Consider the following 12,813-nt stretch of genomic DNA (forward strand, 5'->3'; position numbering starts at 1 on the left):
GAAAAGAATGGCAAACTCATTAGTTAGTATTCAAATTATCCCAAAAACCCCAAATGGTGAGAATGTTATTCCATTTGTCGATGAAGCAATCAAAATCGTAGCAGAATCAGGGATGAAATATGAAGTGCACCCGCTTGAAACAACAGTTGAAGGAGATATAGCTGCCATCTTTACGATGATCACAAATATGAATGAACGAATGATAGAAATGGGAAGCCATAATGTGATTACACAAATCAAAACATTATATCAGCCATCTGGGATTCAAATGGTTGATTTAACGGAGAAATATCGTTGATGACGTTTTTTACAAAAAGCTGGAGATCCTTATTGGCTCTCCTTCTTTTATTCATATTTTGGGAGATAATTGTAAAGGTATTAGAAGTACCGCAATGGCTTCTACCATCCCCGGCAAAAATTTTTCAAGAAGCAGCCTTACACTGGAGTGAATTTTCTGTTCATCTTATTTCAACACTTCGTTTAAGTTTAACTGGATTTGCCATAGGAACAGTCATTGGACTTTTAACCGCCATTTTATTATTTTTAATACCAATTCTAAAAGATACTTTATATCCATTATTAATTCTGTCACAGAACATACCGACGATTGTGCTTGCCCCGTTACTGGTCATTTGGTTTGGCTTTGGCGTGCTGCCTAAAATGATTGTGATTACATTAGTTTGTTTTTTCCCTGTGACAGTGGCAGCACTTGACGGCTTTAAGCAGACACCAGTTGAATTAAAGGACTATTTAGCCATGGCAGGGGCAAATAAAAGCCAGCTCTTTTGGAAGCTTGAATTCCCCTCTTCACTTCCAGCGATTTTTTCCGGTTTGAAAATTTCTGCTACGTATAGTGTAATGGGGGCTGTAATCTCTGAGTGGTTAGGGGCAAAAGAAGGAATCGGTGTTTATATGACTCTTGCTTCTTCTTCTTTTCGGACGGATCGAGTGTTCGTCGCTATTTTCGCCATTATGATTCTGAGCCTGCTGTTCTTTGCCATAATTATGGTTATCGAGCGGTTTGTTATTCGTTGGAAGACGAAAGGAGACGATTCCGTATGAGTAGTTTATTAAGTTTGACCTCGATTACAAAAAACTTTGGCTCAAAGAAGATTATTGATCATTTATCACTTGATATTCAAGCAGGAGAATTTGTATCTATTCTTGGACCATCCGGCAGCGGTAAAAGTACATTATTCCATTTAATTGGCGGGATATTCAACCCTGACGAAGGGGAGATTCAACTTCATGGAAAACGCATCAATGGACAAAGAGGCTCTATCAGCTATATGCCGCAGTCCCCTTCCCTTTTACCATGGAGAACCGTTTTACAAAACGTTCTTCTTGGACAAGAACTGCAAGGAAAAAAAGATGTTGACACCGCAGTGAAAATGATTGAAAAGGCAGGTCTGTCTGGCTATGCAAATGCCTATCCTTTGCAATTATCTGGGGGAATGAAACAAAGAGTTTCCTTTATTAGAGCCCTATTAAGTCCACAGCCTGTTATTTGTCTCGACGAACCGTTTTCTGCACTTGATGAACTAACTCGGCTGGACATGCAGAAATGGCTCCTTTCCATGTGGGATGAACATAGAAGAACCATCTTGTTTGTAACTCATAATATCGATGAAGCTTTATTTATGTCAGATCGAATTGTCGTTATGTCAGCTCAACCTGCATCAATAACAGCAGAATTTAGCCTTCCCTTTCCAAGACCACGCCACGAGGATTTCTTTCTTACAGAAGAATTTCTTGCTTGGAAGCGAAAGATTTATTATGCAATAAGGAAGTGATGATTCATGAATAAGATTATTGATGCACATATCCATCTTGATCATTATCAACCGCAGGATATAGAAGAGATAATCTTTCGAGATTCCACTGTTGAGGCACTCATTGGGGTTTCATATGACCTGAATTCATGTATTAAAAATCTAGCCTTTACACGAAAATATAAAAAATTCAAGTCTGCCTTTGGGTGGCATCCTGAACAAATGCTCATTTCAGACAACGATTTTTCGCAATTGATTGACTGGATGACAGTGAACAAACAGGAAATGATTGCGATTGGTGAGGTGGGGCTCCCCTTTTACTTAAGGAAAAAAACAGAAATTCCACTCGAGGGATATTTAGAGCGTTTGGAATCCTTTATTCGTTTAGCGAATATATGGAATAAACCGATTGTCCTCCATGCCGTCTATGATGATGCACCGGTTGTATGTAATCTGCTTGAAAAGTATTCGATTAAAAAGGCCCATTTTCATTGGTTTAAGGGAGATGAGCAGACAATTTCTCGATTGAATCAAAATGATTATTTTATTTCTATCACACCAGATGTGACATATGAAAATGAAATTCAAGAGCTTGTCCGCCATTATCCACTAGAAAAAATGATGGTTGAAACAGACGGGCCATGGCCGTTTGAAGGATTGTTTCAAGGTCAACTCACACATCCGACTATGATCCATTCATCCGTCACCGTGATTGCTGAGATTAAAAAACTGCCTATCGGTGAAGTTTACAGGCAGCTCTACATGAACACAAAGTCTTTTTATAAGCTAATATAAATGAAGGAAGGAGGCAGCAAGTCGCCACATCTTCCTTCCCTCTTCTTTCACAAAGTGTTTACCATTTAAAGCATGCTGCACCAACAATGATCAGCAAGATGAATAGAACAACGATTAGCGCAAAGCCGCCGCCATATCCAAAACCGCCGCCGTATCCGTAACCACAGCATCCAGCACCATATCCTCCGTATCCGAACATATAAACGCCTCCTTTTAGATTACATTGAATTAACTTAAAAATTATTTACGAATTACTTAACAAAATCCACCGTAGCCCCAAGAAGCTCCGATAATAATTAACAAAATAAACAACACAACTAATAACGCGAAGCCACCACCGTAACCATATGCTCCATCTGCCATATAAAAAAACCTCCTTTTCTCATTTCCCTATATCCTATTCACCTGCATTCGATATTGCGATAGACAAATACACAATTTTAGGTTTTATCCCCAAAACACAAAAAAACACGCAGACAACTAAACATCTGCGTGTTTTGAAATTCATATTACTTTTTTGGCTGCTGGAACTGCATCTAACACCATATGTTATTAGTATTCTGTTTTCTCCTGTTTCTTTAGCTCTGTCGATAAATCGTCAATGCTTTGACGAATATTTCTTTTTCCCGACAGGTTCTCCAAAAGTTCTTTTACATCTACACCTGATGATGCCTTCAATGACTCCTGCATTGTGGCCATTAAATTGGTTGCATAGCCCGTTACCCGATTAGCACCGCCATTCTGACTATCACTGCCGGTATCAACAACTGTAATTTTATCAATATTATTAAGCGGACTTGCCACCTGCTTTGCATATTCCGGAAGCATTTTAAGAACCATATCCAGGACAGCCGCCTGTCCAAATTGTTCAAATGCTTCAGCAATCTTCCGTTTTGCTTCCCCTTCAGCCAACCCTTTCAAACGAATGATCTCTGCCTCTGACTCCCCTTGTGCTCTTTGTGCATCTGCTTTTGCTAATCCATCTACCCGGACTCTTTCTGCTTCTGCTTTTGCCTGTGACTCAATTCGATACTGATTAGCATCGGCTTCGGCAATTCGCTTACGTTTTTCCGCTTCTGCCGCCTGTTCAACTGCATAACGGTCTGCATCGGCTTTTTTCTTAACCTCTGAATCATATTGACGTTCTCTTCTTAAAATTTCTTTTTCTTCTAATTCAATTTGCTTCTGTCTTTCGATAATCTTGATTTGCATTTCCTGCTCCGTTACTTCCTGCTTGGCTTTTGCTGTTTCAAGATCATACGCCTGGTCGGCACGTGCTTTAGCAATATCCTGCTCACGTCTAAATTCTGCCATTTTCATTTGATTTTCTTTTTCGGATTCAGCAATTTCGGTGGCTCTTTCCAGCTCGGCCCTTTTTGCATCTTTATCTGCTTCAGCCCGCTTAATTCGTGTTTCCTTTTCGGCCTCAGCTGTTGCAATATCGGCATCTCTTTTCACTTGAGCAATTCGTGGTTTCCCCAGTGACTCAAGGTAGCCATTTTTATCACGGACATCTTTAATCGTAAATGATACAATCGTAAGCCCCATTTTGGCCAAGTCCTGTGAAGCAACCCTTTGCACCTCTTGTGAGAATTTATCTCTGTTTTTATATATTTCCTCGACTGTCATAGAGCCAAGAATGGAACGTAAATGTCCCTCTAATACCTCTCTTGCCTCATTTTCACGATCCTCTTTTGCTTTACCAAGAAATTGTTCTGCTGCAGTAGCTATTTCCCCAATTGAACCGCCAATTTTAATAATGGCAACACCATCTGCCATAACTGGAACACCTTGTTCTGTATAGACCTCCGGCGTTGAAACTTCTAGTTTACTAGATAACAGACTTATCGGTTCTGCCTGTTGGAAAACGGGCAGGACAAAAGCTCCGCCTCCGCGAATGATTTTAATTCTGTTGCCTGATTCATCGATGTGAACATTTTTACGACCTAAATAGCTTCCTGTAACAATCAAGGCTTCATCAGGTCCTGCGGTACGATATTTGGCAATAAAGACACCAAGTAATGCAATCAATAAAAAGACGACAATTCCAATGACAATAAATAATCCTAGCATCAAAATTCCTCCTTAATATAAGTCATCATACAAAGAGACATATAATACACCGTTTTTTATTGAAACAATGATTACAGCTTTACCTTCCTGAATGGCTTCATTTTTTAACCCTGCAGCAGGCTTTGCAATTCTTCCGCTGGCATTTTCAATCAATACCTCCCCGTACCCATCCTTCGGAATTGAGGTAATAACCTTCCCTACTCTCCCTTTTAACGATTGTTCCGTATAGGCTAGTGATTCTTCCGCTAAAGAAATAGGTATAAGGACAAAAATGTTTAAGCATGTGTCGATGATGAACGCAATCACACATGATAGAAAAAATATAAGAATACTATTTAATGAAGAATATTGTTCAAATAAATATCCGCTTGCAGAGGCAATTGTAATAAAAGCAAGAATTAATGTCGGATTAAAGATGTCTCCAGCAGCATCTAAAAAATCTCCGAATAACATATAAAGAAGTATGGATATTCCGGATATGATAAGTGCAATTAAGTAAATGGTTTCAATCGATACGACCACATTCGTCCTCCTCCTTTCCTTTTATTGTAAAACTTAATTTATATACGAATTATTTTCAAAAAGGTTCCAATTTTCTACAAATACTATTTATTTTTCGTCGATTTTGAACTATAATTTTAATAATTCTAAATATTCTTCATAATAGCTTATCCATTTATTTTGTCATTTCTTTATCTATTTCAGCATATCGTATTGTTGGGATTCATAACCAGCTAATTTATGCATGCAAGAAACGAACGTATTACAAAAGGGGATTTGATGAAATGCTAAGTCAAAATGAGCAGGTATTCACAGAAACGAAACCGTGGTTTAAACTTTGGTCTGTTTATATACTTGGATTCTTAATTATAATCCTTGTGGGTCTTTATCTTTACTCCCAAAGTTTAATAAGAGTTGAAGCACCAAAAAAAGAGCTTGGTGAAAAGGTCGTTATCACCATGCCATCAGGTAAAACGGTCTATACCTACGAAAACTTAATTGTTGAGGAAGATGGCAAACTTCTTTATAAAGGAGAAATAAACACGATTGATTTAACCGGTGGAGTTGTTGAACATCAAGACTGGGAGTAATATTTTGAAGGGCTTGATTCATTATCCATAATCGAGCTCTTTTTTCGTTTATCAACTGCACGTTCAAACGATTTTAATAATAGCAGGTCAGATATAAATAAGTTACAATATATTCACTATCATATGAAAGAAGGTCCTATATAATTAATGGAAAATATACAGATTAAAGAAAGCAACCAGGGATCCAATAAGATTTGGACAAAAGATTTCAGCTTAATTGTCATGGCAAACTTTTTTATCTTTCTTGGATTTCAAATGACATTGCCAACTATCCCGCTATTTATCGAGCATTTAGGTGGAAATGATCAACTAATTGGATTAGTGGTAGGAATCTTCACCTTTTCGGCTCTTATTATCCGTCCCTTTGCAGGACATGCCTTGGAATCAAAGGGCAGAGCCTTTGTTTACTTAACTGGTCTAGCAATCTTTGTTATTTCGGTAGGATCTTATGCTTTTGCTATGAGCATTACCTTCTTGTTTTTGATGCGGATTGTTCAAGGGATTGGCTGGGGTTTATCAACAACTGCATCCGGAACGATCGCAACCGATTTGATTCCAGCTCAAAAACGCGGCGAAGGAATGGGGTATTATGGACTTTCTGGAAATCTTGCCCTTGCATTTGGCCCTTCACTAGGACTGACGCTGTCGGGAATCCTCCCCTTTCATCAGCTATTCTTCATTTGTGCCGGGCTTGGTTTAGCTGCTTTTCTATCATCCTCTTTTATTAAATACAAAAAAGTCATTCCAAATGAAGAAAAAGAGAAAGCGAAAAAATGGGATTTATATGAAAAAAGCGCAATTCAGCCAGCGGTCCTTATTATGTTTATTACCGTTACCTTTGGAGGGATTGCAACATTTTTACCACTATATACAGCAGAAGAAGGAGTTTCAGGAATTCAGTGGTACTTCCTTTTATATGCCTTAGCACTTATGGTATCAAGAATATTTTCCGGTAAGCTTTATGATAGAAAAGGACACCGGGCAGTTTTTATTCCAGGTACCGCCCTGATCATCATTGCTATGCTCCTATTAGCATGGCTTCCGAACAAAGAAACTTTATTTACTGCTGCTATTCTTTATGGATTTGGGTTCGGCACTGTCCAGCCAGCGTTACAGGCATGGTCAGTTGAAAAAACATCGGTAGATAGACGTGGAATGGCCAACGCTACCTTCTATTCCTTCTTTGATTTAGGGATAGGTCTCGGAGCCATGTTTTTTGGCCAAATCAGTCATTTATTTGGTTATAAAAGTGTCTATCTTTCCGCTGCAACTTCAGTTCTCATAGCCATTCTTATCTATCTTTTATTAGTCATTAAAGGATCGCAAAAAAGGACAAATTAATATAGTCACTGGTAAAAAACAACAAAACTGTGGAAGTTTTGTTGTTTTTTTTTGCAATCAAGCTTTTAATTCCTGTCAAATGCCCCCATTACTTCTTTCGTTTCGGTTATATTAACAAAAGCATGCGGGTCAATTTCACTTATTAATATTTTCGCTTCTGTCAATTGATAGCGGGTAATCACCATCATTAATATTTTCTGTTTCTCACCTGTATAAGCTCCTACAGCGTCTAGAATGGTAATTCCCCGATAGAATTCAGCAAGCATTCTGTCTTTTATTGCGTCACCTTTTTTTGTTACGATCATCAGTGTCAGCTTTATATGCTTTGTATGAATCATATCAACCATTTTCCCTGATGCATAAATTCCTACGAGTGTATGTAATGCTGCATCCCAGCCAAAGATAAACCCAGAAAAAATAACAACAACAGCATTTAATGCAGACAAAATGCTGCCAAGCGGAAAATCCCTTTTTTTCGTTAACAACACGGCAATTATATCAAAGCCGCCGGATGAACCGGATGCCCGAAAAATAAGTCCTCCTCCGAGGCCTGCAATGACACCTCCAAAAATGGAAGACAATAAGGGTTCTGACGAAACGGCTGTAACAGGGATGATGTACAAACCAATCGTCAACACGACGACTGAAATAATGGTATAAATGATAAATCGCTTTCCAAGCTTAAATACACCGATGATTAACAACGGCAGATTTAAAACAAAGTTAATTGTTCCCGTTTCGAATGGTGTAATTAAACCAAGCAATATCGCAATTCCGCTTAAGCCGCTGCTTAATATTTTATGGGGAATAAAAAATAAATTAAAGGCAGCACTAATAATCAATGTCCCTAAAATAATCAATATTAAGTAAAACAGCTCATTTCTTCCTTTTGCCTTTGCCATATAATCACTCCCCCTGTATTATCTGTTTTAAAAATAGTATCTTATTCGTTATTTTGCCTAAAAATGATGCAGTTATCGTGATTTGCGAAATTTCCATAAGAATGTTTAATTGCATTTTTACGTTTTCAAAAGTGTAAACGCTTTAAAAAAAGATAAGGATAAGTTACGATAGTGATATTGTACAGCTATTCAATAACGAATCTAAAGGGGGAGCTTTTCTTGTCGATACCCGTGTCAAATGGATCAAAAAAAAGGATTGAAAAGGATTTCTTAGGTGAAAAAGAAATCCCATATGATGCTTATTATGGGATTCAAACGTTACGCGCAGCTGAAAACTTTCCTATTACACAATACCCGCTACATAAAGAATTAATCCGTGCATTAGCTATGGTCAAGAAAGCAGCAGCCTTAGCCAATATGAAAACAAAAGGTCTTTACGAAGGTTTGGGAAAGGCCATTGTGGAAGCAGCAGATGAAATTATTGCAGGTCATATGCATGATCAATTTATTGTTGATCCCATTCAGGGCGGTGCCGGTACATCTATCAATATGAATGGAAATGAAGTCATTGCAAATCGCGCTTTAGAAATATTGGGTAAGGACAAGGGTGATTATACTCAATTAAGTCCAAACACACATGTTAATATGTCGCAATCAACCAATGACGCCTTTCCTACTGCGATTCATATTTCGACGTTACATTTATTAACGGAACTCCTTGAAACAATGGAATATATGTATTCTGTTTTTCAAGAGAAAGCAAAGCAATTTGACCCAATTATAAAAATGGGCAGAACTCACTTGCAGGATGCTGTCCCAATCCGGCTTGGCCAGGAATTTGAAGCATACAGCCGTGTACTAAATCGTGATATTAACCGCATCAAGCAATCACGACAGCATTTATACGAAGTAAATATGGGAGCAACCGCTGTAGGAACTGGCTTAAATGCAGAGCCTAAGTATATTGACTATGTTGTCGAATTTTTAGTCGATATCAGCGGACTCCCTTTGAAAAAAGCAGAGCACTTAGTGGACGGAACACAAAATACAGATGCCTATACAGAAGTGTCTTCTGCTTTAAAAATCTGTATGATTAACATGTCCAAGATAGCAAATGATTTACGTTTAATGGCTTCAGGTCCGAGGGCAGGATTAGGAGAAATTTCTTTAACTGCCCGTCAGCCTGGTTCCTCGATCATGCCGGGTAAAGTGAATCCGGTCATGCCTGAAATGATTAATCAAGTCGCCTTCCAAGTGATTGGAAACGATCATACCATCAGTATGGCATCTGAAGCTGGACAATTAGAATTGAACGTAATGGAGCCTGTGCTTGTCTTTAACCTCCATCAGTCAATCAGCATTATGAACAATGCATTTCGCGTCTTTACTGACCGCTGTTTAAAAAGTATTGAAGCAAATGAACAGCGCTTAACTGAATATGTTGAAAAGAGTGTCGGGCTTATTACCGCCGTAAATCCACATATTGGTTATGAAGTTGCCGCAAGGATTGCACGTGAAGCCATTGTCAAAGGCCGCTCTGTCCGGGAGCTTTGCCTGCAGTATGATGTGTTAACAGAAGAAGAATTAGATCTTATTCTCAACCCTTATGAAATGACAAACCCAGGTATTGCAGGGGCCTCCTTGTTAGAAAGAGATTAATGAAAAAAGGATGACTTCAAAAAGTCATCCTTTTTTCGAACCGTTCAGTTATTGATCAACATTCATATGTGGTTTACGCTTCCCCAAGCGTTATTCCCACTACCCCTTATTCCATAAAAATATTCCCTTTGTTATGCACGTATTTATTATGACAAGGTTATTATATAATAATTTTGAATTTATTACAAAATATAAACAATATTTTATTTTATGTCATTTCAATTTAGTTTCAAATAATGAAATATTAGATCTATTTATCATTATTTTATGCTTTTTAACTAACATATCTACTATATATATAATGAATTCTATGTGTTTTTAAAATTTTTAGAATATTTACTTTTCAAAATATTATTTTTGGTGTATAGTTTTATCTATAAGATAAAATATTTTATCAATATGTATTGAACTGACTTTTTAAAAGTAATAGGTATCGTTAAAATATACGGAATATTTTTTATATTTATAAGATTTAGTCGACCTTACCTTATTTCAGTCAATAACTATCTTTTATATAAATAAGGAGTGGATTCACATGCATGATTTTCATACTCATTTCATCCCTAGTGAAGTACTAGATTGGATAAAAAATAATAATAATACGGTTAATGCTCGATGGATCGTTAAAGAAACTACGAATGAAGAATCCCTCGTCATAAATGACAAGTACAGAATTGAATTAAAAAAGAATTCCATTCATTTGGAAGCGTTTTTACAAGGTCAGAAAAATGCTGGTATCCGCCATTCCATGGTCTCACCTGTCCCGCAGCTTTTTTTATATGACTTCCCTGCCGATATCAGCACGGAACTATCTAAAGTCTATAACCAGGCTCTAGCTCAGTTGGCAGCTAATCACCCAGATGAGATTTCTGCTTTAGGAATGGTTCCATTAGCTAATCCAGTCAAGGCAGCACAAGTATTAAATGAAGCTGTCAATCACGGCTTGAAAGGTGCGATTATCGGAACTGGATTTGATAAACTTATGCTTACGGATCCTTTCTTTAAAGCATTCTTTGAAGAAGCGAACCGATTGAAGGCCATCCTATTCATTCATCCGTTAGTAAATAATGATCCTCGTCTAAAAAGAAGAATGATGCCTAATTTAATAGGAGAACCATGGGATATAACTGTTTGTGCAACAGATCTAGTATTAAGCGGATTCGCTGATAAATATCCTGATGTAAAAATTATTTTTGCCCATGGCGGCGGATTCCTTCCATACCAAATCGGACGATTAGATAAAGGATATGAACAATGGGAAGTCGTTTCTGTCAATTTACAGGCTCCACCATCCCACTATCTGAAACGTTTTTGGTATGATTCCGTTCTTGGCAGTCAGGAAAGCATTGACCTTTTAATTAAAGCAGTCGGTGAAGACCGGGTCGTTCCTGGTTCAGATGCAAATCCTGCACTCTGGGAAGGCTCCTTAAATATTAGTGATAAAGGTGTTCATTCTTTATTAGCAGAGTCTATGAACCTCTCATGACTAAAGTCACGAGTTTCAGGGTTTATGCTAACGCACATTGACCACTTGAGGCGTGGAACACACAGCCGCTATCCCATTGGTGAAAGCCTTTGGGATTACTTTTCGTAGAATATTTGCTGCTCCGTTGACATCCGCATCTATAAGGAGCAGATTTTTTGTTCGATACATCCCTCTACTTATTCGTTTTCCGCTAAAGATGTGTTTCATAGTATTCCCAGATTGATAGGTTGGAATATCATCCTTATCTAGAAAAATAGCCTTTGATGTATAACTTTCCTCTGTTAAGATCACTGCAATACCTTCAGAGTTTGCCTTGTACGTAATAAGTTCGATTAACAGACAATGAGGAATTTGAACAAAGTTTTGATTATTTTTCTTTCCAAGATGGACTTCTTGTTTCCAATGCTCATTTTTACCAATCACAATGGTATCAATTTTGTTTTCTTTTGCTATTTTAATGATATTAAAACTTACCTTATGCAAGAAATCTTTTACTTTTCTATATCTATACTTATCTAATTCTATCAATCTTTTTGACTGGAAGGACCCATCATGATTCTTTTTACCGTTACGGAGTATAGCGTAATAGTGACTCCGCATCTTGTTATACCACTGATTAATAGATTTTATGATTCCTCCCTTAAATAGAATCGGAGTCATACCTGAATTGGATATAACTGTGCCGATATTATCAAGACCTAAATCAATCCCCATACATCGTTCTTTTTTGGCTAATACTTCTGCTTTTTCTCCATTAAAAATGACCAATTCTACTGTAAAAGAATCATATTTCGGTATGATTCTTACCTGTTGAAAACGGCCATTCAAATGGGCAAGTTTTCCGATGTTCAACTGGAATTTTGTTTTAGGAAACTTTAAATACTTCCCCTCTTTTATTTTACAAATTCGGTTAGAAAGTATGGTTTCTTTCCGACCACCCTTTGGTAAATAACCGGGAATAGAGGGTCTCCTACTATACTTTTCCGGATGAATTTTATAATCTTTTAGGCTTACAAAATAACTTTTCCAGTTTTGAACAACATTTTGGAGGACTTGCTGTTTTATTTGACCTGGTAAAGAATAATAATCTTTTTGTTTCATCGTTTTAAACAAACAATCAAGAAAGTTATAGCCAAGAAATGAATTCTCTTTTGTCGGTAAACCAAATAGATTTTTCTTTATTTCTTTTCGTTTTTCTTTAGGTTTAAGTGCCTCTTTTTGTAATTTTTTAAGGTAAGCATTTGATTGGATGTCATTCATTTTTTGAAGGTTGTTTCGGATCGTATCCATTACTTCTTTTTGTAAGGGTTGCAACTCCTTTACTTGGTTCAAAGCAGTATAGACTTGTCGAATATAGAAGTTAGTTATGTTATAGAGGTTATTGCTATTTAAACAGATTTCATCGAAATATTGATATAATTTATGTCCTTTTTTAATATCTATTTGATAGGTTCGATACTCTTTTTTCACTTCATTTTCATAGCTCATACGTTTATCCCCTATAAGAATATTTTATCAAACAGAACATTTGTTTGTAAAATTATATTCATTCAACGTTTTGAAAAGGCAAAAGCCATTTCATCCCACGACTGAAGTCACGGGTCTTCTTGGCTTTTTTACATAAAAAATTAATCCCCCATCTAGATTCTAGTGATCTCCTTTGGGGGATTATTTTATTTGCATTAATAAAGTAT

At 37.1% G+C, this 12,813-nt stretch carries 14 protein-coding genes; 8 read left to right on the forward strand and 6 right to left on the reverse strand.

Annotated features, from left to right (window positions below):
* Positions 1–7 precede the first annotated feature (7 nt).
* From R4Z09_RS17130 to R4Z09_RS17145, 4 genes are read left to right on the forward strand one after another with little or no spacing between them, the layout of a single operon-like run.
* Positions 8–298 carry a thiamine-binding protein gene (locus R4Z09_RS17130; protein ID WP_338447964.1) on the forward strand — a complete coding sequence of 97 codons (291 nt, stop codon included), beginning with the start codon at positions 8–10 and terminating at the stop codon, positions 296–298.
* Entirely contained in the window at positions 298–1,062 is a 765-nt protein-coding gene (locus tag R4Z09_RS17135; RefSeq protein ID WP_338453294.1) for an ABC transporter permease, read from the forward strand. Before R4Z09_RS17130 ends, R4Z09_RS17135 begins: the two co-directional genes overlap by 1 nt.
* On the forward strand, positions 1,059–1,793 hold the full coding sequence (locus R4Z09_RS17140) for an ABC transporter ATP-binding protein (RefSeq protein WP_338447965.1): 735 nt from the start codon (positions 1,059–1,061) through the stop codon (positions 1,791–1,793). The genes R4Z09_RS17135 and R4Z09_RS17140 overlap by 4 nt, the downstream gene beginning before the upstream one ends.
* Positions 1,794–1,799: 6 nt before the next feature.
* Positions 1,800–2,567, forward strand: coding sequence for a TatD family hydrolase (locus R4Z09_RS17145; protein WP_338447966.1), 768 nt, complete (start codon positions 1,800–1,802; stop codon positions 2,565–2,567).
* Positions 2,568–2,625: 58 nt separating this feature from the next.
* On the opposite strand, the gene R4Z09_RS17150 is transcribed toward R4Z09_RS17145, so the two are convergent.
* The 4 genes from R4Z09_RS17150 to R4Z09_RS17165 form a co-directional block, all read right to left on the reverse strand.
* The gene (locus R4Z09_RS17150) at positions 2,626–2,766 is read right to left on the reverse strand and encodes a YjcZ family sporulation protein (protein ID WP_338447967.1); all 141 of its coding nucleotides are present in this window, start codon (positions 2,764–2,766) and stop codon (positions 2,626–2,628) included.
* 56 nt (positions 2,767–2,822) lie between these two features.
* Positions 2,823–2,930, reverse strand: a complete 108-nt coding sequence (locus tag R4Z09_RS17155; protein WP_338447968.1) for a YjcZ family sporulation protein — start codon at positions 2,928–2,930, stop codon at positions 2,823–2,825.
* 189 nt (positions 2,931–3,119) lie between these two features.
* Positions 3,120–4,640, reverse strand: coding sequence for an SPFH domain-containing protein (locus R4Z09_RS17160; RefSeq protein ID WP_422392196.1), 1,521 nt, complete (start codon positions 4,638–4,640; stop codon positions 3,120–3,122).
* A 12-nt stretch (positions 4,641–4,652) separates the two neighbouring features.
* The gene (locus tag R4Z09_RS17165) at positions 4,653–5,162 is read right to left on the reverse strand and encodes an NfeD family protein (protein ID WP_338447970.1); all 510 of its coding nucleotides are present in this window, start codon (positions 5,160–5,162) and stop codon (positions 4,653–4,655) included.
* Between the two features lie 263 nt (positions 5,163–5,425).
* Here R4Z09_RS17165 and R4Z09_RS17170 point away from each other — a divergent pair, with 263 nt between their 5' ends.
* Entirely contained in the window at positions 5,426–5,731 is a 306-nt protein-coding gene (locus R4Z09_RS17170; RefSeq protein ID WP_338447971.1) for a hypothetical protein, read from the forward strand.
* A 147-nt stretch (positions 5,732–5,878) separates the two neighbouring features.
* Positions 5,879–7,072: an MFS transporter gene (locus R4Z09_RS17175; protein WP_338447972.1), complete on the forward strand. Its 1,194-nt coding sequence runs from the start codon at positions 5,879–5,881 to the stop codon at positions 7,070–7,072.
* 65 nt (positions 7,073–7,137) lie between these two features.
* On the opposite strand, the gene R4Z09_RS17180 is transcribed toward R4Z09_RS17175, so the two are convergent.
* A complete protein-coding gene (locus R4Z09_RS17180; protein WP_338447973.1) occupies positions 7,138–7,974 on the reverse strand; it encodes a YitT family protein in 837 nt (278 codons plus the stop codon).
* A 231-nt stretch (positions 7,975–8,205) separates the two neighbouring features.
* Between R4Z09_RS17180 and aspA the strand changes: the two genes are divergently transcribed.
* Positions 8,206–9,633, forward strand: coding sequence for an aspartate ammonia-lyase (aspA, locus tag R4Z09_RS17185; RefSeq protein WP_338453295.1), 1,428 nt, complete (start codon positions 8,206–8,208; stop codon positions 9,631–9,633).
* A gap of 535 nt (positions 9,634–10,168) precedes the next feature.
* Complete coding sequence (locus R4Z09_RS17190; protein ID WP_338447974.1) at positions 10,169–11,119, forward strand: amidohydrolase family protein; 951 nt, start codon at positions 10,169–10,171, stop codon at positions 11,117–11,119.
* Between the two features lie 27 nt (positions 11,120–11,146).
* Here the strand turns inward: R4Z09_RS17190 and R4Z09_RS17195 are convergent, their stop codons facing one another.
* A complete protein-coding gene (locus tag R4Z09_RS17195; protein ID WP_338447975.1) occupies positions 11,147–12,607 on the reverse strand; it encodes a transposase in 1,461 nt (486 codons plus the stop codon).
* Positions 12,608–12,813 lie beyond the last annotated feature (206 nt).

The sequence above is a fragment of the Niallia oryzisoli genome, from assembly GCF_036670025.1.
Classification (GTDB): Bacteria; Bacillota; Bacilli; order Bacillales; family Cytobacillaceae; genus Bacillus_BD; species Bacillus_BD oryzisoli.

Bases quoted from the DNA above. Each gene is read 5' to 3' on its own strand.
- R4Z09_RS17150 (WP_338447967.1), bottom strand. From the start codon at position 2,766: ATGTTCGGATACGGAGGATATGGTGCTGGATGCTGTGGTTACGGATAC.
- R4Z09_RS17170 (WP_338447971.1), top strand. From the start codon at position 5,426: ATGCTAAGTCAAAATGAGCAGGTATTCACAGAAACGAAACCGTGGTTT.
- R4Z09_RS17140 (WP_338447965.1), top strand. From the start codon at position 1,059: ATGAGTAGTTTATTAAGTTTGACCTCGATTACAAAAAACTTTGGCTCA.
- R4Z09_RS17135 (WP_338453294.1), top strand. From the start codon at position 298: ATGACGTTTTTTACAAAAAGCTGGAGATCCTTATTGGCTCTCCTTCTT.
- R4Z09_RS17190 (WP_338447974.1), top strand. From the start codon at position 10,169: ATGCATGATTTTCATACTCATTTCATCCCTAGTGAAGTACTAGATTGG.
- R4Z09_RS17145 (WP_338447966.1), top strand. From the start codon at position 1,800: ATGAATAAGATTATTGATGCACATATCCATCTTGATCATTATCAACCG.
- R4Z09_RS17155 (WP_338447968.1), bottom strand. From the start codon at position 2,930: ATGGCAGATGGAGCATATGGTTACGGTGGTGGCTTCGCGTTATTAGTT.
- R4Z09_RS17130 (WP_338447964.1), top strand. From the start codon at position 8: ATGGCAAACTCATTAGTTAGTATTCAAATTATCCCAAAAACCCCAAAT.
- R4Z09_RS17195 (WP_338447975.1), bottom strand. From the start codon at position 12,607: ATGAGCTATGAAAATGAAGTGAAAAAAGAGTATCGAACCTATCAAATA.
- R4Z09_RS17160 (WP_422392196.1), bottom strand. From the start codon at position 4,640: ATGCTAGGATTATTTATTGTCATTGGAATTGTCGTCTTTTTATTGATT.
- R4Z09_RS17180 (WP_338447973.1), bottom strand. From the start codon at position 7,974: ATGGCAAAGGCAAAAGGAAGAAATGAGCTGTTTTACTTAATATTGATT.
- R4Z09_RS17175 (WP_338447972.1), top strand. From the start codon at position 5,879: ATGGAAAATATACAGATTAAAGAAAGCAACCAGGGATCCAATAAGATT.